Source organism: Anaerolineae bacterium, assembly GCA_016931895.1.
GTDB lineage: Bacteria > Chloroflexota > Anaerolineae > 4572-78 > J111 > JAFGNV01.
In genome coordinates this window covers 1-22777 of the sequence record JAFGDY010000005.1, presented here as the reverse complement: position 1 = coordinate 22777, position 22777 = coordinate 1, and the positions used below count along the sequence as shown (strand labels likewise).

The 22777-nt window shown below is 55.4% G+C and carries 15 protein-coding genes; 5 read left to right on the top strand and 10 right to left on the bottom strand.

Annotated elements, in window-relative coordinates; translation table 11 throughout:
* Window positions 1-477 (top strand): PRC-barrel domain containing protein (locus JW953_00235; protein MBN1991100.1); only part of this gene is annotated, 477 nt, incomplete at its 5' end.
* 307 nt (window positions 478-784) lie between these two features.
* Here JW953_00235 and fumC read toward each other — a convergent pair.
* The 5 genes from fumC to JW953_00210 all read right to left on the bottom strand — a co-directional run bounded on the left by fumC (window position 785) and on the right by JW953_00210 (window position 7767).
* Entirely contained in the window at window positions 785-2179 is a 1395-nt protein-coding gene (gene fumC, locus JW953_00230; protein MBN1991099.1) for a class II fumarate hydratase, read from the bottom strand.
* 178 nt (window positions 2180-2357) lie between these two features.
* Window positions 2358-2579, bottom strand: coding sequence for a cation transporter (locus JW953_00225; protein ID MBN1991098.1), 222 nt, complete (start codon window positions 2577-2579; stop codon window positions 2358-2360).
* Between the two features lie 103 nt (window positions 2580-2682).
* Entirely contained in the window at window positions 2683-2883 is a 201-nt protein-coding gene (locus JW953_00220) for a hypothetical protein (protein ID MBN1991097.1), read from the bottom strand.
* Between the two features lie 190 nt (window positions 2884-3073).
* Window positions 3074-7438, bottom strand: coding sequence for a hypothetical protein (locus tag JW953_00215; protein MBN1991096.1), 4365 nt, complete (start codon window positions 7436-7438; stop codon window positions 3074-3076).
* An 83-nt stretch (window positions 7439-7521) separates the two neighbouring features.
* Window positions 7522-7767: a hypothetical protein gene (locus tag JW953_00210; protein ID MBN1991095.1), complete on the bottom strand. Its 246-nt coding sequence runs from the start codon at window positions 7765-7767 to the stop codon at window positions 7522-7524.
* A 343-nt stretch (window positions 7768-8110) separates the two neighbouring features.
* Between JW953_00210 and JW953_00205 the strand changes: the two genes are divergently transcribed.
* From JW953_00205 to JW953_00195, 3 genes are all read left to right on the top strand, one after another.
* Window positions 8111-8389, top strand: coding sequence for a hypothetical protein (locus JW953_00205; protein MBN1991094.1), 279 nt, complete (start codon window positions 8111-8113; stop codon window positions 8387-8389).
* Complete coding sequence (locus tag JW953_00200) at window positions 8386-8850, top strand: type II toxin-antitoxin system VapC family toxin (protein ID MBN1991093.1); 465 nt, start codon at window positions 8386-8388, stop codon at window positions 8848-8850. The genes JW953_00205 and JW953_00200 overlap by 4 nt, the downstream gene beginning before the upstream one ends.
* Window positions 8851-9055: 205 nt before the next feature.
* Window positions 9056-9340, top strand: coding sequence for a hypothetical protein (locus JW953_00195; GenBank protein ID MBN1991092.1), 285 nt, complete (start codon window positions 9056-9058; stop codon window positions 9338-9340).
* A gap of 343 nt (window positions 9341-9683) precedes the next feature.
* On the opposite strand, the gene JW953_00190 is transcribed toward JW953_00195, so the two are convergent.
* The 4 genes from JW953_00190 to JW953_00175 form a co-directional block, all read right to left on the bottom strand.
* Window positions 9684-15950 (bottom strand): hypothetical protein, encoded by a 6267-nt coding sequence (locus JW953_00190; GenBank protein MBN1991091.1) that lies wholly within the window; start codon window positions 15948-15950, stop codon window positions 9684-9686.
* 453 nt (window positions 15951-16403) lie between these two features.
* On the bottom strand, window positions 16404-17348 hold the full coding sequence (locus JW953_00185) for a hypothetical protein (GenBank protein MBN1991090.1): 945 nt from the start codon (window positions 17346-17348) through the stop codon (window positions 16404-16406).
* A 210-nt stretch (window positions 17349-17558) separates the two neighbouring features.
* Window positions 17559-18968: a cation:proton antiporter gene (locus tag JW953_00180; GenBank protein ID MBN1991089.1), complete on the bottom strand. Its 1410-nt coding sequence runs from the start codon at window positions 18966-18968 to the stop codon at window positions 17559-17561.
* A gap of 119 nt (window positions 18969-19087) precedes the next feature.
* Complete coding sequence (locus JW953_00175) at window positions 19088-19426, bottom strand: hypothetical protein (protein MBN1991088.1); 339 nt, start codon at window positions 19424-19426, stop codon at window positions 19088-19090.
* A 134-nt stretch (window positions 19427-19560) separates the two neighbouring features.
* Here JW953_00175 and JW953_00170 point away from each other — a divergent pair, with 134 nt between their 5' ends.
* Complete coding sequence (locus JW953_00170) at window positions 19561-19785, top strand: hypothetical protein (protein MBN1991087.1); 225 nt, start codon at window positions 19561-19563, stop codon at window positions 19783-19785.
* Between the two features lie 193 nt (window positions 19786-19978).
* Here JW953_00170 and JW953_00165 read toward each other — a convergent pair whose 3' ends face one another.
* Entirely contained in the window at window positions 19979-22678 is a 2700-nt protein-coding gene (locus JW953_00165) for a cation-translocating P-type ATPase (GenBank protein MBN1991086.1), read from the bottom strand.
* Window positions 22679-22777: the final 99 nt, after the last annotated feature.

The following is a 22777-nucleotide window of genomic DNA, read 5'->3' as shown; positions in this document are numbered from 1 at the left end:
CACTATCAATGGCCCATTTATTGGTCTATGCCGGGTGGGATTTATCACCTGGGGGTGCCTCCCGTAGCAATGGCCGAAGAAATGCTGGCCAACGAATCCGCGCCAGAAACAACGGCCTCCCCCCAGGAAGAGAGCGTTGACGACCCACACTTACGCAGTTTTTGGGAGGTGTTGGGTTATCACATTCAGGCCCGTGATGGCGAGATAGGGCATGTGGAAGATTTTGTTGTTGACGACGAAATATGGGTTATGCGTTATCTGGTGATTGATACCAAAAATTGGTGGCCGGGCAAAAAAGTGCTGATAGCGCCCCAGTGGATTGAAAACTTCGACTGGCAAAAAGCGCACGTGCACATAAACCTGAACCGTGAAACCATTAAAAATAGCCCGGAATTTGATCCCGCTATGCCCATAAACCGGAAATACGAAATAAGACTTTACGATTATTATGGCCAGCCCAAGTATTGGATACAATAGGAATTGTTCAAAAATAACTTCGCATTTTATTGCAGTCCAACCGGCGCAAACAAGCCGTAACCCAGCCCAGCAATTTCCCCAGGCCCCTGGATTATTGGGTCAGTTGGGTGTTGATCAGCCTGTCAGCCTTTGTTGCCCTGACACTGTGGTTTCGCAAAATCAGCCGGAAAACTGCCGCTTGATATCTTGGTATGGGCAATGTTCAAAACAGGCAATAATATCCTAAAAAATCCTATCCGGTCCGGTTTTGTGTGGTCCGGGCAGGATTGGTTTTGAACGCCCGTAATGTAATGAAAGAGAGTTCAACCTATCTCGACCTCGGCCCAATCATTTTTTCGGGCCGGACGATTTCATCAAATTCCTCGCCGCTCAATAGACCCAACTCAATCGCTGCTTCACGCAAGGTGCAATTCTCGGCAAAAGCTTTCTTGGCCACCCGCGCCGCGTTATCGTAACCCAGACGAGGGTTGAGCGCAGTGACGAGCATCAGCGAATTTTCTAGATAAGTCTCAATCACGGCTTCATTGGCTTTTATGCCCACAGCGCAGTTGCGGGTAAACGACTCACAGGCATCGGCCAGCAGGCGAATAGAATTGAGCAGGTTAAAGATCATCACCGGCTTGAAAACATTCAGCTCAAAATTGCCCGACAACCCGCCGATATTCACGGCCACATCGTTACCCATTACCTGGGCGCAGACCATGGTCATCGCCTCGGCCTGGGTGGGGTTGACCTTGCCGGGCATAATGGAACTGCCGGGTTCGTTGGCCGGCAGGGACAATTCGCCGATGCCGCAGCGCGGGCCGGAGGCCAGCCAGCGTACATCGTTAGCTATTTTCATCAACGAGGTCGCCAGCGTTTTCAGCGCCCCGCTGGCAAAAACTACGGCATCGTGCGCAGCCAGTGCCTCGAATTTGTTGGGCGCGCTGCGAAAGGGTAAACCTGTTATTTGGGCAATCTGTCCGGCGGCCTGTTCGGCAAAATCGCGGTGGGTGTTGAGGCCGGTGCCAACGGCAGTGCCGCCCAGGGCCAGTTCGTACAGGCCGTCCAGGGTAAATTCAATACGCTTGATATCGTTGTCAAGCTGTTGCGCATAGCCGGAAAATTCTTGGCCCAAGGTGAGGGGTACGGCATCCATTAAATGGGTGCGGCCAATTTTAACAATGCCGGCAAAGGCATCAGATTTTTCCTGCAAGGTGTCGCGCAAAAGGGTGACCATGGGCAGCAAGCGCCGGTTGATCTCTTCGGCGGCGGCAATGTGCATAGCGGTGGGGAACGTATCGTTAGAGGATTGAGCTTTGTTTACATCGTCATTGGGATGGATGGGATTTTTGCTGCCCACCTCGCCGCCGGCCAACTCGATAGCCCGGTTGGCAATCACCTCATTGGCATTCATGTTGGTCTGCGTGCCGCTGCCGGTTTGCCACACCACCAGGGGAAAATGGTCGTCCAGTTTGCCGGCAATCACTTCATCAGCCGCTTGCACAATCAGATCAGCTTTTTCAGCCGAAAGCTGGCCCAATGTCTTGTTGGTGAGCGCGGCGGCTTTTTTAAGAATACCCAGCGCCCGGATCATTTCCCGCGGGAAACGATCCCCACCGATCTTGAAGTTCATCAGGGAGCGGGCGGTCTGAGCGCCGTAATATTTGTCGGTGGGCACTTGCATTTGGCCCATACTGTCGGTTTCAATACGATAATCCATGGTTTTCTCCTGAGATAATTTTTAACCCTTCAGTAGCAAAACTGACGGGGTTTCAATGAGTTGCTTCATTATTCTAATCGACATCTTTCGTTTTCATATTCAACCTCGATGGTAACGTACTCAAAAAAATTGAGCCGGTTAGGGCCAGTATTTCTTTTTTGATCTGTAGAATTTCCGCTTACGAATATTGGTTGTCGTGTTCTTTTTGCGCGTATTGCTCCAAAAACCAGGCCATGCCCAACGAAAGGCTGTCGCCCAAATCATGCAAAGCGTCGGCCACAATGGCCATACTGTTGGTCCATACGCCGCCAATGATTTCTAAAAGAGTAAAGCCGAGGTTGAGGAAAAAGGCAATTTTGAGCTGGCCGGTATCGCTCCGGGTTTGGTGATTGTGATTCAATAGCGTTTATCCTGTTTCAGTTTTCAGTCGGTTGCCGGTGGGTCGCTGGCGGGAAACGTTTCCCATAAATTCTCGCCCACGCCATCACCAGGTTCAAGAGTATTTAACGGCTCCGCAGAATCCTTAAGCCATAAACAATCATTGCACTGCCGCCAAGAATCGAAGCAAACCGTTCCTGGGTATTCACGTTGACTTTATCAACTTCGGTCAATTCTTGCCAGGTTTCACGCACCTCTGGCCGGTTGATGGCTTCTCTAACCTGAGCCACCATTTCATCTGTTTTTTCTATATCATAAGATCCCACTTTATGCCCTTACCCAATCTAAAACAGTTGTATCACATTCTTTATTTAAAACAAAACTGCCGAGCAATGACCAGGAACAAAAAAGGAAATAACGAAAACAGGGCCAAATAAGCTATGGCTGCTTGCTAACCTCACGTAGGGCGCACTTTTTGCACCCTATGCGGTTTGTTATTTGCAGCGTAACCGCCGGCTAATCAGCGATATAAATTCCTTCTATGGCCGCCCGGTTGTTATCTTCATTGGTTTCCGTTACTGCGCCGTCAGGGGTGTTGGGGCTGCTCCAGCTATCAACAAAAATATACAAATCATGCGCGCCGGAAACCCGGAAGCCGCCCTCCCATTGGGTGCGATACGGATCATAGCCCGCCGCGCTGGTTAAGGTTATTGTTTCTCCCGCTGCCAAACTATTCACTTGCCAGGCAAGGCCATCACACGGCGAAACGCCGCAAATGTCGTTCCAGAGCACATTGGGCTGTGCCGGCACAAGATTGGGGCTAATGTAAAAGTCAACCCAGAAAGGCGCCGCCGCCGCTTTTTGGCCTTGATTTTCTACTACTACCGTTACCTGGGCCGGTTGTCCAGAGACGGGGGCAGGAGGGCTGACCGTAAATTCCGTGACTACCAGGTCTGGTTGGGGTAAGGCAGGAACGGGATTTTTGAAGATGAGCGGAAGATAAACAAAATTTAGCTTGTAACGCACCGGAATGTGGTAATCATCGCCCAGGCGAGCGGCAATGGTCCGGCCGCTAAAGGTGTCAACAAACTGCCCGTCGCTGTGGCCTATCACCTGGGCGTGGTGGGGCAGGCTGCCGGCTCCAATGACGCCGGCCTCACTGACCGGCACAAACAGCACCATTTCCACGGTGGTCAGGCCGCCGGGGGCCAGATCGCCAATATTTACGGTGACCGTCCGGCTGGCGACAGCGGTTGCCGCCGGCGTGATCCCCAACAAATCCATTCCTGCCGGTAGAACCAGGGTGGCTTCGACATTTTGGGCCGGGTAGTCGCCGTCATTGTAAATGGTGGCTTGCAGCGTAACCTGATGGTCTTCACCGGCATCCAACACGCAGGTGGAGGGGTCTGCCGCCAGCGCCGCCAGGCCCAGGCCCGGCCTGACGCCGGCAATCGCCTGGGAGCAGGCATAGTTAACCCGAATGGCCGCGCCGTGCGCCTCCACTTCGTATTGCTGGCTGGTATCGCGCCAGGTCAACCCTTCTTCATCATTGTAAGTGACTTGCGCCCCATAGTTGGCCCAATGCGGCCCGGCGCCGGCCGGAGAAATTACCCCCCGCGCCGCCACAAAGAGACGATGGTCGCCGGTGGGGGTGTAGAGCCGGTCCAGGGCGTCGCCGGGCAGGTCAAAGCTCGCTTCGCCGGTTTCATCCACCGTATACCCAATGATCTCGCTGAAGCTGTTGAATACCGCCTCGCGTCCCGCCGGGTCGGCGGCATCGGTCAACGCGGTAATCTGTGCTTCGGTGACCACCACAGCCGCGTTTAAACTCACGTAAGCCGGCAGGCTGTCGGTGAGAACCAGGGTTTGGGCCGGGCCGTACACGTGGTAAACCTGGCCCCCGGCATCTTCAAGACCCAAACGCGCCGCCGGAATTTTGAACCCGGCCGGCGCGCCGTTGGCGCTAAAGGCAATAGGAATTTCAACGATTTGCCCGCGCGGGCCGCTGTAGCCCGGCTCTATATAAACATCAAAATAATAGACGCCTCGTCCGGCTTCGGGGATGTTTTGCAGGTAAAGAAAGGGGATGTCGTGGAAAATGGGGGGCGGAAGGTAATCGGTGTAGGTGCGGGTTACCCGGATGCCGGCCGGGGGCTGCGGCGTGACCGTAACGTTGCTCCACGCAACCGGGCTGTTGTTGTTCAATTCCACCCGGATGCGGGTCAGGTCGCCGGGCTGCACAATGCTGTGCAAGATTTGTTTTTCTTCTCGACCCCCCACGTAGGTGGTGGCGGCGGTATCGCCAAAACCGTAAGATTGGAGGAAGGGGTCGCCCCGGCCATTGCGCTCCAGAAGGCGCGGGTCACTCAGGTCATCAATGGCGAAAACGTAATAAACGGTATCGCCGTAGGTGCTGACCTGGATGGGCGCGCCCTGCTTGACCACCGTCAATTGCGGCGCTTCGCACAAAACGCCTTGCACGTGGGTATCGTACGCCTCGTAGCGGCTTGGCCCGGCGGACTGCTGGCGATAGGTGAAACGAGCGCCGTCGTGCAGTTTGCAGGTTCCTTCGGTGACAACGTCATCGTAACTGTTGATGGCGGCGTGAAGCATAATCACTACCGTTTCCCCGGCGGGCGCTTCGTGCTGGAAGAGCAGGTGGTCGTAAGCGGGGGAGGGGGTTTCTATATCAACTAATTGCACGCTTGCGTTGGGCGACGACCAGGAGTTGGGCCAGTTGCCAAAACGGGGGCGGATGTCAACCCCCAACCCTTTGAACATGCCCAGATCAATGACCATCTGGTTGGCCGGAATGGCGGCCAGCAGGGTTTTGTCCTTGATCATAATGTCCAGGTTGGCCCCGTCAATTTGGCTGGGGTAGATGAGGATTTCTTCATCGCGGTGGTGGTCGCCGTCCAGATCGGCCCGCAGGCCAAAGGTAACGTTTAGCATGGCGTGGCGCTCGCCGGTGCCGGGGCCGCAGGAGCCGCAGGAGGCCCAACTGAACACATCGTAAAAGGCGCTGCGCAAAGTAGCGGTGTGGGTACGCGACCAAATATCCCGGTAGCTAATCATCGGCGGGGTGGGCGCTTGCGGCACGTACACCAAACCGCTGGCCACGTGGTCGCGGTAAAAGATGGGAAAATCGCCCAGGTGGGTGTAGATGCTGCCGCCGCTGCCCTGGATAACCACCTGCTCCGGCGCAATGCCGGGGTCGCCGTCAAAGGTGACGGTGCGGCCTTCCAGCTCGCGGGAATGGATGCCGTAACGCAGGGCCGGTTCTTCGTAGTGGTACCCCGGCCAACTGCCCATATCCCAGGTCAGCACTTTGACCGGCAGCAGGAGTTTATAGTCACTGGTGATAGTGATGTAGTTGGTGTAGGTGACGGGAATGGTGACGCAGTTGCCCGTGCCTGTCGTCCCGATTTCGCCCCCGCTACTCAGGCCGCACAGGTGCGTGCCGTAGGGCACGTCAAACACGGCGTACGCGCCGTCCCAATCGGCCAGGGTAATGGTATCACCGGGGGCGTAACCGTTGGCGGCAAAGTAGGGCGATCCCGGTTCATTATAAAAGAAAGGCTCGTTGCGCACCCAGATGGTCTCGCCGCTGTTGAGGTCAAGAATGGTTTCCTGGTCGTCCAGGCCAACAATGGGCGCGATGAGCAAAACCACATCGGTGAACACCAGGGCCGAGGCCAGGGTGTCTTCTTTGTTTTCGATGGGCGCGGCGACATCCAGGTAAAGGCCCTGGGCGGGGATGTAATATTGGCGGTCCAATTCGATGTCCCGGTCAAGTTGAAGGCGGGCGGCCATGCGAGAGGTCAGCCGAAAGGGTTGGTGCGTGACTATGTGGGCCTTGCCCTGGTGGGTAAATTCGGCCTGCCCGGTGGCAAAGGTGATTTCGCCTTTACGCAGCACCATGTCGTTGGTGCGGGCGATAAAATTGAGTTTGAACTCGCCGGGGGCTACTGTGCCTAAATCCCAGACCACCAGGGTTTGGGTGGGATTGGTTTGGGGGATAACGGTTGCCGCCGGGTTGAGGCTGGCCGGGTCTACGGTGAAGCCTTCGGTCACAATCTCGGTGATGACCACGTTTTCCATGGGCGTGTCCCATACATTGGCAAAGGTGAGGATCACGCTGACCGGCGCGCTGGGTTCATAGGCGGGCAGCAGGTGCGGGTCGAGCGCGGGGTTGTAGGTTTGCGCGGCATCGCCAAACAGTTCCGCCGGATGGCCCAGCGCCCACAGGATGGCGTTGAAGAAAACCGGCAGTTGCGGGCGGCGCGTGGGGGCGGTGGGATGGCCGTTGACCAGGATGACCCGCCCTTTGCCCACCGCGCCGGTGAGGATGGCCGGTTGGTTGGGGCCGTCCAGGTTGGAGTATTCGGCCACAACTTCCAAGGAGCCGGGCTGGTAAACGGGGTCGGTGAGCAGGTAGAGGCTGCCGGTGAGCCAGGAGAAGGTAAGGGGCGAGGCCGGGTTCAGCACGGCCAGTTGGCCCGCATTGAACTCCGCGCCCGTGGTCAGCACCAGCGTGGCCGACAGGTCAACCGTGCCGGCGGGAATAACCCCCGCGGCCTGGGCCACCACCGCGCCGTTGGATTGGGCGTACAAAAAGCCGCCGTTTTGCGCAAAGGCGCGAATGTTGTTTAAGGCGTTTTGGCTGAGCGCGGCGGTCACTTGCGCCTCATTGCCCCACCGCACCGAGGGCAAAATGAGAATGGCGTATTTCGACAGGTCGGCGGCGGCCAAATCCGTTTCATCCAGCACGTCATACCGCAGCCCGCCCCAGAGATAGGTGCCCAACGCCTCGCGCACGTCGGCCACTTCCCAATCCACCCGGCCAAAGTCGCCGGTTACGGTGGTGCGGAACACGGCCACCCGCGCGCCCTGGGCGTTGAGGGCCAGGGCCGGTTTGGCCTCTACTGGGCTGGCAGCGATGAGGCTATCGTAGCCGCTGCCGTCTATGCCGTCCGGGGCATAGAGCGTGCCCGCGGGGTAGCTGACGGCATCATAGGTAAAGGCCCGCTGCGCCCAATGCGCCCGCCCTGGCTGATATGGTTGAAGAGGGCGCGGTAGGCGGCGCGCGGGTCGCTCTGGGCCTGGCCCAGCGGCACAATTTCCGGGTCCGCGGCCAGGATGAGCGGCGCGGCGGCCAGGGTGATAAAAATGACGGCAATAACAATTGATGCGGTTAGTTTGAGACGCATAAGACGACTCCTTTGAAAATGGGCAAATCTGCAAATCGCAAATCTGCAAATTGATTAGTTTTTACGCTTTTCTCTGCGCCCTCCGCGCCTTTGCGGTGGGATGGTTTGCACCGCCGAGACGCAGAGGGCGCGGAGGTTTTTTTATGCTTTTTCTCGGCGCACTCCGCGCCTCTGCGGTGGATTGTTTATCGCAGAGACGCGGAGGAAATATTCTTTCAACTTGGCAAGCCTATAACGGCGTGCTAAAATGTTTGTATCCTCACGTTAAGGAAGCAAAAATGAGGATAATGGTTACGCAGTATCGTGTTTGGTTATTAATAATTGATAGCAGGTTCAGATAATTATGGAGACCATTACCGTTACCATCCCCACAGATTGGTTACAAGACGCATCCCTCAGCCCGGAAGATATTCGCCGGGCGCTTAAGTTGGGCCTGGCTCAGCTTAATCTCCAGCAAACCGAGCAAGACAAAGTAAGGCAGGCTTTATTAAGCACGGGGTTCATCCGTCATTTGTCTATCAAAGAAACAGATAAACCGGCCGCGCCGCGCCAGCCGCCGCCGGAACTGCCCGGCCCACCAACCAGCGAAATTTTGATCTCCCAACGCCGGAGAGAGGGATGACCACCTTTTATACCGACAGCAGCGCCCTGGTTAAACGTTATGTGACCGAAAGCGGCAGCGACTGGCTGCAAACTTTGGTTGACCCCGCTGCCGGTCATACGCTTGTGGTGGCCAATATCGGCCTGGTAGAGATTGCGGCAGCTTTGGCGGCCAAACAACGGCACGGGGTTCTGGCCGCGCCGGTGCTGGATGGCTTGCTGCGCGACCTGCACCGTGATGCGCGTGACCAATATTGGTTGGTAGAGGTAAACCAAGCCATCATCAGCCGGGCGATGGCCCTGATCCGCCGTCAAAAACTGCGCGGGTATGATGCGGTTCACCTGGCCTGCGCTCTGTTTACGCAAGAAACCCTGCTACAGCAGGAACTCCCCGCTTTAACGCTTCTTTCCGCCGACCTTGACCTGCTGGCCGCCGCCCAGGCCGAGGGACTGATGACCGCCAACCCCAACGATTATCCCTGATTAAGTTGATAAAGTGCCAACCTGTTTTCCTCTGCGACCTCCGCGCCTCTTGCGGTGGATTGATCTTTTGCACCGCCGAGACGCAAAGGGATGTCAAAACTTACTACGTCAATCTACCCGCCGACAACCAACTTGGCTTTCCGGTCTCTATTATGCTACAATAAATTTCAGCACAGTTTATTTCGCTAAACAAGCGTGAGGCAAAATGATGGATACACCTGTTGTGACTCTTGAACTTCCGGCTAATTTATATGATAAATTGCAAGCCCTGGCCGCCGAAGAGCAACTGGAGCCGGTAGAAATGTTAACTCAATGGGCCGAATTGGCCTATCAAAAACGAGCCTGGTTACATGGTTGGGCCGAACTGCGCAACCTGATTGAGCGCGAAGGCGGATTACAGGTTGGGGCCACCAAAGAGGCCATTGTTGAGAAAATGCGCCAAACTCGATATGAAATCTTCGAGGCTGAATATGCGCATTTGTACATATAACCTTTACCGTACTTTCCCCCACCGAGTTTATAGCCCGTTGGCAGGCAGATTCGTTATAAGTTGGTTTTGGTAAGGTACATTTTCCCTCTGCGAACTCTGCGCCTCTTGCGGTGGATTGTTTACCGCCGAGACGCCGAGGACGCGGAGGTTTTTATGCTTTTCTCTGCGCACTCCGCGCCTCTTGCGGTGGGATGATTTTTACCGCCGAGACGCCGAGGGCGCGGAGTTTTTTTATGCTTTTCCTCTGCGTTCTCTGCGCCTCTTGCGGTGGATTTGTTTACCGCCGAGACGCAGAGGGCGCGGAGGGTGTTGGGTCGAAACCCAACCTACAAAACTATTTTTATCAAGGTAATCTTAAATTAAAAGATTTGATTATTTCACAAAGGTTTTCTTTTGATAATCCCTTTCTAAATAATTTAAAACCAATCTTTATAGCATTTTGGTCAAGTGGATCATCTAAAAACGATGTATACCATGGCATTTCTAGGTTGAGTTGAACGAGTTTAAGCATGTCCTCTTGGGTCACATAAGGTTTAATATGCACATATCCCGCTGCATCCGCTAATATACTTTCCCACAATCCTACGAACAATCCCATATAACCATAGACTATATTTCCTGGAACATCATTTGCACATACTTTTCCGCACAAGATAATTCCTGTATCTGCGTACTGCTTTAATGTATTATTTTTATAATCCCAAGAACCCCCTGTTTTTACTTGTTGATAGAAAAAATACAATGCTTGAGCTTGGCCTACCAGATTATCTAAGTTGTACATTGTGATAGTAATATACGTATTTCTAATAATTTCATCTATTAACCATTGTGTCATATCAGGTAATTGAATGTCTACATTACTATCTCCCCCTGTCTCCCTATCATAGCCATAAATATCAACATAGTTAATGGGATTATCTCCTACATAAACATATCTGCGCAAAGTTGTAGGCTCAAACATACGTCCCCGATAACTATCCTGGCTCAACCACACCCCATTCTCCGCATCATAATACCGCGCATAAAAGTGATACAACCCTGTTTCCGCATCATATTCCTGACCAGTATAGCTGTAACGGGTCAGGCTTTCAAAGCCGGTCAATAATTGGCCGTACTCGTCGTAATACACCTGGGTTACGCTGTCGCCGGCGGCGTCGGTCAGGTCTACCAGGCTGCCCAGGCCGTCGGTGTGGGTCCAGTGGATGTCGCCCGCAAAGCCGGTAGCGGGGTTGGGCAGGCGCTCAATTTCGGCAATGCCGCCGTTGGCCCAGATGTAGTGGGTGGCGGTGGTCACGCTGCTGCCGCTGATGGTTTGCGTTTCGGTGTCGGCAATGGGATCGAGGCCGTTGTACAAATAATTAATGGTGAATGGTGAATTGTGAATTGTGAATGGGTCGTTGCTGACTTCTTTTTTGATGCGGCGGCCGTAGCCGTCGTAGGTGTAGGTGGCCACCATGGTGGCGGTGATGGCCGCGCTGTCGCTGATACTCTTGGTCACGCCCACCAGCCGGTTTTCGTGATCCCAGGTGTAACTGGTCAGCAAGGTCGTGCCGTCGGTCAGCACTTCGGTCTCGCTCAAGCGGTTGCCCTTATCATCATACTCAAAGCTAACGGCTGACTGCTCGCGGCTAACGGCTAAAAGCTGGTTGGCCGCGTTGTAGGTGTAAGTGTTGGTAATGGGCGGGGCGGGGCGGATGGGTTGGATGGCGTCGGTGGGGTCAATGGCCTGGGGAATGCCGGTCTGCGCCAGGCGGTTGCCTACGGGGTCGTAGGCGTAAACAACATCCTGGCCCCGGTCGGTGGCGGCCCCGGTCAGGCGGTAGAGCGCGTCGTAATCATAATGTTTAATGGTGGTCACGGCCACGGGGCTGCCGCTGCCGGTGAAGGCGCGCAGCTCGCCAATTTGGGCGCGGTTGCCCACTTTGTCCAGGGCGTAGGCAAAGGCGGAGAAGTTGTCCGCGCCTTTTTGGTGGGTAATGCCGGTCAGGCGGTTGGCGTCATCATAGCTGTAGCCGGTGTTGGCCCCGTTGGGGCGGGTAATCTGGGCAATAGCGCCCAGGGCGTCGTAAGCGTATACGGTGGTCTGGTTAAAGTGGTCGCGCAGGCCGGTCAGCAGGTTGCGGGCGTTGTAGCCGTAGGTCACGGTATCGCCGTTGGGGTAGGTCAGGCCGGTCAGGTTAGAGGCGGGGTCGTAGCTGTATTGCAGCGCAGCGCCGTCAAAGTTGATGGTTTTCACGCGGCGGTTGAGTTCATCGTACTCGTGGCTGATGGTCCCGTTCCAGTCGGTCATGCCAATTTCATTGCCGGCGGGGTCGTAGGCAAAGCTGACCTCCGTACCGCTGGTACCGATGGCCGAGGGGTAGCGGATTTTGACCAGTTGGCCGGCGGCGTCGTAATCGTAATAGGTTGGCTGCCAGGCGGCGTCGCGGCGCATGGTCAACTGGCCCGCGCCGTCGTAATGGTATTCCCAGGTGTTGGTGAGGGGGTTGATTTCTTTGACCAGTTCGCCGCGTTTGTTGTAGGCAAAGCGGGTTACGGATTGGTTGGCGTCGGTGATAACGGTCAGGCGGCCCGCCTTGTCGTAACTGTAGGCGGTCACGCCGCCCAGGGCGTCGGTCACGCCGGTCAGGCGGTCGTTGGCGTCGTAACCGTAGGCGGTGACATTCCCCTCGGCGTCGGTCACGGCGGCCAGCCGGTCGGCGGCGTCGTAGGCGTAATTGGTTTCAAAGCCCAGGGGGTTGGTTTCTTTGACCAGCAGGCCAACGGGGTCGTAGGCGTAATGGGTCGTTTGCCCTTTGGCGTTCGTCGTTTTGACCAGGTTGGCGCTGCCGTCGTGTTCAAAGTGGGTCTGGTAGTCGCCCGGCTCGGTCACGGTGACCACCAACCCGCGCAAGTTGTATGCAAACGAGGTGGTGTTCCCGCGCTGGTCGGCGGCGGCGGTCTGGTTGTCTTCTTCGTCGTAACTGTAGCTCACGTCGTGGCCCAGGGGGTCGGTAATGGTGACCAGGTTGTCGTTTTCATCGTAGGCCAGGGTGGTGGTGTGGCCGTTGGGGTCGGTGAGGGTGAGCACATTGCCCACCGGGTCGTAGCCGGTTTGGACTTCATGGCCCAGCGGGTCAAGTTCGCGGGTCAAGCGGTCAATGCGGTCGTAGATGTATTCGCGGGTGTGGTTATTGGGGTCGGTCACAAAGCGCAGGTTGCCAGCCGGGTCGTAGGCAAAGGTGGTCACTTCGCCCAGGGGGTCAATCAGGCGGGTCAGGTTGCCCACGCCATCGTATTCGTAACGGGTTTCGGCGCGAAGGGGGTCAAACAGTTTGACCAATTGGTCTTCGGCGTCGTAACAATATTCGGTCTGGCCGCTCAGGGGGTCGGTGAGGTATTTCAGGCGGTTCACGGCGTCGTAGGACAGGCGGGTGCGCCGGCCCAGCGGGTCAACTACGGCGGTCAGATTGCTGTTGGGGTCGTACTCGTAGCGGACAACATGCCCGTTGGCGTCGGTCATTTTGACCAGCCGGTAGAGCGGGTCATATTCATACCGGGTGATGTACCCGCGCGCGTCCTTCATCCAGGCGCGGTTATACATTTTGTCGTAGCCATATTCAACCGCATAACCTTCGGGATCGGTTTCTTTGACCAGCTTGAGGTTCTCGTCATACTCGTAGCGGGTAACGCCGCCGCGCCGGTCGGTTACCTGGATGAGCAGGTTGTTGCCGTCGTACCCAAAATCGGTATGGCGGCCTTTGGGGTCGGTAATGCGGGTGATGTTGTCGTTGCCGTCGTAAACAAAATAAACGGTGTGGCCGTTGGCGTCGGTGTAGCCGGTTTCGCGCCCGGCGGCGTCGTAGGTGGAGGTGGTCACATTCCCCTCGGCGTCGGTGGTTTTGGTCAGGTTGCCGGAGGCGTCGTACTCAAAGGTGGTGGTGTGGTTGTTGGGGTCGGTCATGGTCAGCGGCTGGCCCCAACTGTTGTAAGTGAAGGTGGTGTTCCGCCCGCCCGGCGCGTGGATAGCAATGAGATTGCCGTTGGGGTCGTAGTCGTAGGTGGTCACGCGGCCCAGGGCGTCGGTGGTTTTGACAAGGTCGTTCTGGGCGTTGTATTCCCAGGCGGTCACGTCGGCGCTGTAATCGGCGGCGCCGTCAAGGGGGTCAATCCGTTTGGCGCGGTTGCCCCGGCTGTCGTACTCATATTGGGTCACATTGCCGCGGGCGTCGGTAACGGCGAGCAGGTTGTATTGGGGGTCGTACTCGTAGCGGGTGGTCTGCCCCAGGGCGTCCTCAATGGCGGTCACCCGATTCCGGTCATCGTAAAAATATTTGGCCTGCCGGCCCAGGTTGTCGGTAAAGGTGGTCACGCGATTGACGGAGTCGTAGGCAAAGTAACTGCGCGTGCCGCTGGCGTCCGTCTGCTCAATCACCCGGTCGCGGTCGTCATAGATGTTTTGCAGAAATTCAATATTTTCGGGGTCCCTCTGGCGGGTGACGCGGTGACGGGCGTCGTATTCATAACGCCGGACGCCGCCGTTGGGGTCGGTGATAGCGGTCAGGTCGCCGTTGGTGTAGCCAAAGCCGAAGGTTCGGCCATCGGGCGTGGTCAGGCCGGTGACGTGACCGTCGGTATAACTTAAGGTGGCCGTCCGGCCCGCGCCGTCGGAAACGCCGGTCATTTCGTTATTGGCGTTATAGGTAAAGGTAAGGGTATTGCCCCGGCGGTCGCGCAGTTGGGTCAACCGGCCCACGCCCCGGCTCATCTCTTTGAAGGTAAAAACGGCCCCGGTGGGGGTGGTCAACTGCCAGCCGTCGGCGGTTTTGACCAGGGTGTCATATACCCCTTCCGGCGCGGCGTAACCGCCGCCGGTCCAGGTGTAGTGATGAGTGCGGCCGTCGTCGTGGCGCACGCCCACCGAGTTGTCCCGGTAGAGGGTGATGCGGGTATCGTAGGGCATTGACCAACTGTAACCAAAAATACCGTCACGACCATCCTGCGAATTGTGGGTCAGGGTAAAATCAAAATCCAGCCCGCCCCGGCCGGGGACACGGAACAAATTGAGCTGCAAGAGGTGATTGCCGGTGGAAAAGCTGACCGGGTCGGGGCTGAATTCCTGGTAATGTTGACGGCGATAGATCAAATCATATTGGCTGCCGTAAGTGCGCAGGTTTTGGTTGCCCAAATCGCGCCAGCGTTGGATCAATTCGGGCGAAGGCGGCGGGGCCAACTGGCAGGTCTCTTCATCCAATCCCAATTGTAAAATAACGGCGTTGTAAACGGCGTCGGCGATATGGCCAAAACCCTCCGGGTCGTGGATAACGGGCCAATCAAAATTGTGGTCCATAAAGAGGAGTTCGGCATGGCTGTAAGCAACATCGCCGGGCAAGCGGCTGTAGGCCGGGTAGCGCAGATAACTCAATACCCCGCGATGGGTTTGGCGGTTGGTGTGTTGATAAATCTGGTCATTAATGTGGTTGCCCAACTGTTGATCCGGGCCGCTACCGGGCCGGGCATAGGCCAAAGGGCCGCCATCGCCAAATTCAGTGCCCCAGGGAATGCCCAAAAGAGTGTTAAAGGCCAGCAAAGTAACCACATTGGCCTGAAAGCCCAGGGCCACATCCACCCGGTGGTCGCGGCTGGGCAACTCGTTTTCGCCGCGGGTCAACTGCACCGGCAAACCGCACTTCGATTCCAAACGATTTTTGACCTCAACAGCAAACTGATAATCCAGCGGCCCTTCCCAATAGGTGACACCCTCCCACAAAGCGTGGCCTTGCGAAGAGTCGCCGGGGCCGTGGTCCGGGTCCAGCACCACCCGGCCGGTATTATCTTGAGTAGAGATACCGGCCGCAGCGCCGGGCAGGGCGGTTAAAAGCTGGCCTAACACCACAAACTCGCTAAAGTGGGTAATTTCAACCGTCAAACGATTTTGACTCGCATCAACGGCTGTTGAGAGTCGCTGCCAGGGGTGAGCGGGGTCGGAACGGGTATAAATGGCCAGGGTTCGCTCGTCCAAATCCTGGATGTCGCTGTCCTGGTAAAAGACCGCCAATTTTACAGTGGGGATAACCAGGGTATCGGTGGCCGTTTCACCGGGAGCAATCTGATAGGTAACAGTTTGGGTGAGCGGAGGGAACAAGGTAACCGGTTCGCCGTCGCCATCGGCCCAGGCCACCAGTGAAAAAGCCGGGCCGCCTACGGCTAAACCGGGCAGGGTAATGTTTGGCCGGGCCAGGGGCGCGTACCGCACCCAGGTATCTTGCTGCACGGAATCGGCGGAGAGAGTGGCTTTCACGCTATCGTCTTGGGCGGCGGCAATACCGCCGATGCCGGGTTTGACCAGCACTTCGGTGCCTTGGGGAGGCTGCGGCGTGGGTTCTCCAGAACCGGATTTTAAGATGATGGGCAGGTAAATTGGCGTGCCGCTGTCACTCGTATTTATCGGGGTTGGCCGGGGGGTAGGCGTAGGCGTAACTTCGGCCTGTTCAACCGGAATCTGGCGCGGCGCGGCGCGGCCAACCGGCGGCAAGAATAACAAATTGCCCCAGGCCAGAGAGACAATCACCAGGATGTTGAGCAACCGGGTAAACCAACTGACTAACCGATGTTTGATATGAGCGTTCATAAATCACCCCTCACTGTGGACTGAACATTGTTTTTGATGAAATCATTTCACCGCCAGAGGCGCAGAGGTCGCCGAGAGAAAAATCATAAAAACTCCGCGCTCTCCGCGCCTCGGCGGTGCAAACCATCCCACCGCCGAGGCGCAGAGGTCGCCGAGAAAAAAAATCATAAAAACTCCGCGCTCTCCACGCCTCGGCGGTGTCTTCTTTTTAACCCTGCACTTAATTTATTGTGGTATCATGCAAAAAGGCAGGATTATAGAAACGGCCAACACCCTTCTGTTTATCTTGCCGCCTGTCAGGGGACGCCGGTGGACCGCCAAGTCAAAATCGGCGTCTCTTTTTTGGGTAACGTTGCTCTACGGCCTTAAGCTTGTAAAGACATTCCTGTCCATCATATCACAAAATCTCATGTTTGGGGATGAATGGTCAAAAATGTCTTTAAAGCAAACGGCTCAAGAATCACTCATTACCTGGCGCAGCAGGTATGTCCATTCCAGGCGGTGGCGTTGTCCGGTGGAAGGAGGCAGAGCGGCCAATTTTTGGCAAAGCCGTTGTTGCTGCGGTTCGCTCAACTGCCGCACTTCATTGTAGATACGCCAGAAGAGCAGCGGCGACCACGCCCCCCGCCTGACAATCTCCCCGGCCAAATTGGCCCGGTGACGGTCTTCAACTTGAGCCGTCAACCAGTCGGCCAGGAAAACTATCTGGCCGGTTTGCGCGTTATCCCCGGCCGGAGAAGGGGGCGGGCCGGCAAAAGCAGCCAGGTTGAGGCAACAGTGGCCGCAATGGTAGTTGACCAGCCCTAATTTAACCAGGAGACGCAGCGCTTTTTTAACCCGGCCGGGATGGATTGACCAGCTTATCCCGGCGGCCATCGCCTGAAATTCGTTAATAACGTCTGCCGCCGGGCTACTCTGGGCCGGTTGGCGGCCATTGTTTTGGCTAAAAAGGAAGTTGAGCAGGCGTTTGGCGTACACGCCGCTGACCGCCTTGCTCCAGCCGTTCTCAATGTACCCGCGGGGTTTTATAATGTTGTTTTTGGGGTGGGGGTGAGGGTGATAGCCCGGCAGGTCAAAGAGATAAACCCGTCCCGGCCCGCGATAACTCAGGCGCAGGGTGCCGGTGTTGCTTTTTTCCGCTTTTTGGCTATCGGGCGTGCATTCGGCCAGCTCGCCCGCTTCAACCGCCGCCTTCCAGTGGCTCATAAAGTGGTGGCGGAGGGTTTCATAACGGTTGCTCGGCAGCGGTTGGCCGGCCATCAGGGTTACAATTGCCGGGGTGGTAACCCGGATGGGCAATCCTTGATGAACGGCCAGATAATAAACGGCATCCCAGAAGTTCATCTGCCAGTTGTTTCCGTAGCCGTAACAAAGGGGAAGATAGTAATAATCAGTCATCTGACAATTGAGCCTGGATAAACTCTATCTTGAAAATCCTTTTTTCCTGATACCCCTATTATCCTCCAAAAAGATGGATGTGGTCTATCACATGTCTCTCGGATTCCTCCCGGAGAGTCTTGCCGGAATGGAAACCGTAAAATCAGAGGCTTTTTCTATGAGGACGAAGATGTGGCGGGGTAACCGCACGGCCTGTGCCGGCTACTTAACTCATCCACCTGCTCGGATGTGGTTTTTGCAGGGTACGGGCGAAGCCTCGCCGGTAATCAATGTTTGTTGTTCTAAGCTGGTATCGCCACTGCTGACGAGAACGGTATCAACACCCCGCTCAATCAATCGGTTGGTCAGCAATGCGGCGCTGGTACGCGCCCCTACAACAATCATCCGACGGCGTTCCCGCTCGGTTTGGGGCATCAACAGATTAAACAAAATAGGCGAGACTGTACATGTGATGACGGCAACCAGAATAATTGCAGCGTTGACAGCTTCAGAAATAATACCCAATTGCAAACCAATGGCTGCGGCGGCAATAATTAACGACAAGCGGGCACTGAGCAGGACACCGGCGGCTATGGTCTCACGCCAGGAATATTCCAGGCGATAGAGCAGGGCCGGAATGAATTTGACCAGGTAGGCGGCGATGATGATCAACGGCACCAGTAACAACGCCGACTGTGAGCTGAGCAGGGCGGGCAGGTCAAACTGCCCCCCAACCATCACAAAGAAAATGGGAATAAAGAAACCGTAACCAATGGCATCCAGTTTCTGTTGCAAAATATCGTCATCTCCATTGGAGAGAAGGGACACGATCACGCCCGCCAAAAATGCCCCCAAAATAATCTCTATGCCTAAACTCTCGGCCAGTGCAATAAACACAAACGCCAGCACAAACGATCCCCGCAATTTGATTTGCGAGGTGGCTGACGACAATTCTTCAATAATCCGTTGGGCCGGTAAATGCTCTTGAAAAAGGGCGGCCACGCGATAGACCACCACAAAAGCGGCAAACAAAACCAATACCAGCAAAATCTCCACGGTAAATCCTTGACTGCGTAAGAGCACAAAAATGCTGATGAGTAGAATAGTGGCGAAATCGGCGACCAAAGCGGCCATAAGGATGCTTTGTCCATAACGGCCTTCAGTTAGGCCTCGCTCTTTAAGCACCGGTACCACAACACCCAATGAGGTGGTGGAAATTATCAGCGCCATTATCCAGGGTGATTGAATAAGGTTCTGGCTCCATATAAGAAAACCTACCCCAATTGACGCGATGAGGGTTAGTATAAACAGGATAACACCTGCCGGCAGCGGATTACTCAGCAAACGTTGCCACCCGTTGGCTCCGTCATTGTCTGGGCCATTGTTGAGCACTGCCGAAAAATTGATTTCTAATCCGGACAAAAACATCAAATAGGCAAACCCCAGGTCTGATAGAATGCGCAGTACAAATCCCTCTTGGATTAAGTTGAAGCCACTCTTGCCTACAATGATTCCGGAAATTATTTCGCCAACCACAATGGGGATGCCCAGTTTTTTGAAACGAGAGAGTGTAAGCGGAACCAAGAAGGCCAGCCCAATAACAATAAGCAAGGGAACGAAAGAAACAGATGAATGTTCCATGCATAACTCCTGTTCGAGAAATGTCCACAACTATGTTTGAGCAAAAAACTTTGTGGCCGACATCCAGAGCAAACGGATGTCGGCCACATTCATTTACTACAAATATAGACCGCGATTATCTACCGGCGGGGTTTGAGCGCAAAGCCCAAAATAAAGCCAACCCCCAAAGCAGTTACAATAGTTACCCAAGGATACCGCAGCAAGGCCTGGTCCATCTCTCCGGGCAACTTCTGGGCCATCCCCTCAAGGCGGGCATTAGAGATACGCAGGGCGCGGTCCACTTCTTCTTCGGCCCGTTGTTTGGCGTAGCCATATCGTTGCTGCACCATGCCTACAAATTCATTGCGCATCGCCTCAATTTTTTTGAGATCCTCTTCGGTAAATTTGGTCCAATGGTCTTGAACAATATCCCGAATTTGTTCAGTATCGCGGGTCATAACGTTTTTATTGTCAGCCATCATAAACTCCTTTCTTTAGCTAATTAGCAACCTGCTTATAGTGTATCATTTCTGTAGGTAACCCACTACACTAAATTGGGCGATTTTTTTTAATGGTTAGAGTTATCTTTGCCTCACTCTAAAGGTAGGGTCGGATGGTTATTGCTCTCATTCAAGTGGGGGTAATAAACAGCCAGAAATTGCTCAATGGAGCTATAAAGAACTTTATCAAGGTGAGCGGCAAATTTAACATCCATTTCGCCCAATCGGGTGAAGACCGCCAATCAAAAATTCCATCTGGGCGAGAAAAAATAGCTCGCTTTTTGACTCCAAAAACCGCCCAATTTAGTATGGGCGAGCCGAGGTGTCAAACGATATAATAGAAGTATATCTAAGCATGTCTGGAAAGTTACGGGGAGAAAACCTGAAAATGAGGAGACCGGGACCATGACATCGGTATTTATCATTTCGAATCGCGCCATTTTCGGGCAGGGGTTGGAAAACCTGTTGCGCCGAGAAACCGTGGTTGATATGGCCGGGCAAGCAACAAAATAAACCATTCCTCTTATGCTTTTACACTTTACTGAACCCGGCCAGTTTCAAAATCTGCCCCACCACCAACGGCAGCACACTCATGCCCAACACCAGCAGCCAGCCATTCAAGCCGGGGTCAACCACTCGCAGCACGCCTGACAGGACTGGCAAATAGACCGCCAACAATAACAGCGCCACACACAAAACCAGCGCGCCCCACACCCAGGCATTGCGCGTAATCTCGTTGCGCAGCAACCCCGAATCGTGATCGCGCATATTGAATACGTGCCATAATTGGGCCAAGGCCAGCGTTAAAAACGAGATGGTGGTTGCCTGTTTCACGGGCATCCCCAACCAGTTGAGGGCCAGCGCCAGCGCGCCCAGAACCGCAACCGTGATCAGCAGGCCGTAGCCGCCAATGGCCGCCCAGTGCCGCCGGGTCATGATCGGTTCTTGCGGGTCGCGGGGCGGGCGTTTCATAATGTGGGGATCACCCTCGCCCACGCCCAGCGCCAGCGCCGGGAACACATCGGTGACCAGATTGAGAAATAAAATTTGCAGCGGCAAAATCGGCAGCGGCGCGTTGATAAACGAAGCCAGGGCCACGGTCATTATCTCGCTGATGTTGCACGAAAGTAAAAAGAGAACAAATTTGCGAATATTATCAAAAATCACCCGGCCTTGCTCAACTGCCACCCCAATGGTGGCAAAGGCATCGTCTTTTAAAACCATATCGGCGGCTTCGCGCGCCACCTGCGTGCCGCGCTGTCCCATCGCAATGCCGATGTTGGCTTTTTTCAGGGCCGGGGCATCGTTCACCCCGTCGCCCGTCATCGCCACAATCGCGCCGTTGTTTTGGTGCAGGTCAATCAGATCGAGTTTTTGTTTGGGACTGACCCGGGCAAAGATGAGCGTTTCCACCATTTGCCGGCGTTCATACGCAGAGAGTTCATCCGGCGCTTTCAGGTTTTTGCCGTAAATCACGGCGTCGTCACCGGCATCGTCGGCCAGAAGCCCTACCGCCCGGGCCACGTTTCGCGCCGTTACCGGCTGGTCCCCCGTAACCATCACCACCTTGATTCCGGCCTGATGACACTGTTTGATGGCCGCCCGCACATCATCACGGGGCGGGTCGAGAAAGCCGACCAATCCTAAAAAGGTCAGCCCCTGGTACGGCTCATCATCCACCGCGCCGCTATTTTTGGCCGCCAGAGCCAATACGCGCAGGCCGTTCTCGGCCATTTCCCGGTTATGGGCCAGCCATTCTTCGCGGCGTTCATTTGATATTTCCTGCACCTCGTCACTGTTTTGCCGGATGTGGGTGCAATGTTCCAGCACGGCTTCGGGCGCGCCTTTCACGGCCACCCGGTACTGCCCGTTGCGGCGGTGGAACGTGCCCATCATTTTGACATCCGCGTCAAACGCTTCTTCCCGTTCTTCGGGCAGGTCGGCCAAAAGCTCGTCGCGCCGGAAACCGGCTTTGAGTCCGGCTGCCAGTAAGGCTACTTCCACGGGATCACCTACCGCCGAAATTTCTTGCTTGCCGGTGTTGAGCGAGGCGTTGTTACACAATACGCCCACCTCAATGGCTTCGCGCAGGGCCGGCAGTTGGTGAGGGTCAACCAATTCATCGTTGCGGCTAAAGTCTCCCTCGGTTTCCAACCCTTCGCCGCTCACGCCAAATTGGCCCAAAGGCAGCCACAATTTGGTGACGGTCATCTGGTTTTCGGTGAGGGTGCCGGTTTTGTCGGCGCAAATCACGTTGGTGCCGCCCAGCGTTTCTACGGCGGCCAATTTGTTGACCAGGGCGTTGCGCCGGGCCATGCGCTGCATGCCGCGAGCCAGGGCAATGGTGGCCACAATCGGCAGCCCTTCGGGGATAGCGGCCACGGCCAGAGCAATGGAAGTTTCAATCATCAGCAAAATCTCTTTGCCCCGTAAAATACCCACCACAGCCACTACCGCCGCAATAGCCAGCGTAATCCAGATGAGTTTGCGGCCCAGGTTATCGAGGCGTTCTTCCAGTGGCGTGCTTTCGTCTTGAGCCTCTTCCACTAACGCCGAAATCTGGCCCAATTCGGTCTCCATACCCGTGGCAACCACCACGCCTGCGCCGGAGCCACGGGTTACAGCGGTCCCCTTGAAGAGCATGTTGGATCGTTCGGCCAGGGTCACGTCAGCCGCAAGGGATTCCACCTGTTTGCTGACCGGCACCGATTCGCCGGTGAGGGCCGACTCGTTGGCTTGCAATTTCGAGGCTTCAATCAAGCGAAGATCGGCCGTTACTACATCCCCGCCGTCCACCACCACAATGTCCCCCGGCACCAGTTCTTCCGCCGGGATTTCTTCAATCTGGCCGTTGCGCCGGACTTTGGTGGTGACGCTGCCCATTTCGCGCAGGGCTTCCATTGAGCGCACGGCGCGCATCTCGGTAAAAAAGCCCAGGGCGGCATTGATCAGGACCACTACGGCAATAGCGCCGCTGTCAATCCATTCGCCAAAAGCCAGCGATACCCCGGCCGCAATGACCAGAAGTACCACCACCAGGCTTTTAAATTGGTCAACAAGAATCTGCCAGGCTTTACGCCGTTGCGCCTGGCGCAGGCGGTTGGGGCCAAATTTTTGCTGTCGCTGCTTGACTTCATCTGGTTTCAGGCCTTGTTCAACAGCAACCTGCATATCAGCGGATACTTTTTTGGGGGAATGAGTCCACGGGTGTGGCAAAATAGAAATCGTCATAATGCTCCTGGAATAAATTGAAAATTCATTTTGACTCTCCTTCCAAAAAAGAAAATGGTTTGGAAGCAAGGTCTAATAAACTGGACCATTGTTCTTCGT

Coding starts and splice junctions, on each gene's coding strand:
- fumC (MBN1991099.1), bottom strand. CDS start 2,179: ATGGATTATCGTATTGAAACCGACAGTATGGGCCAAATGCAAGTGCCC.
- JW953_00210 (MBN1991095.1), bottom strand. CDS start 7,767: ATGCGTCTCAAACTAACCGCATCAATTGTTATTGCCGTCATTTTTATC.
- JW953_00205 (MBN1991094.1), top strand. CDS start 8,111: ATGGAGACCATTACCGTTACCATCCCCACAGATTGGTTACAAGACGCA.
- JW953_00200 (MBN1991093.1), top strand. CDS start 8,386: ATGACCACCTTTTATACCGACAGCAGCGCCCTGGTTAAACGTTATGTG.
- JW953_00195 (MBN1991092.1), top strand. CDS start 9,056: ATGATGGATACACCTGTTGTGACTCTTGAACTTCCGGCTAATTTATAT.
- JW953_00190 (MBN1991091.1), bottom strand. CDS start 15,950: ATGAACGCTCATATCAAACATCGGTTAGTCAGTTGGTTTACCCGGTTG.
- JW953_00185 (MBN1991090.1), bottom strand. CDS start 17,348: ATGACTGATTATTACTATCTTCCCCTTTGTTACGGCTACGGAAACAAC.
- JW953_00180 (MBN1991089.1), bottom strand. CDS start 18,968: ATGGAACATTCATCTGTTTCTTTCGTTCCCTTGCTTATTGTTATTGGG.
- JW953_00175 (MBN1991088.1), bottom strand. CDS start 19,426: ATGGCTGACAATAAAAACGTTATGACCCGCGATACTGAACAAATTCGG.
- JW953_00170 (MBN1991087.1), top strand. CDS start 19,561: ATGGTTATTGCTCTCATTCAAGTGGGGGTAATAAACAGCCAGAAATTG.
- JW953_00165 (MBN1991086.1), bottom strand. CDS start 22,678: ATGACGATTTCTATTTTGCCACACCCGTGGACTCATTCCCCCAAAAAA.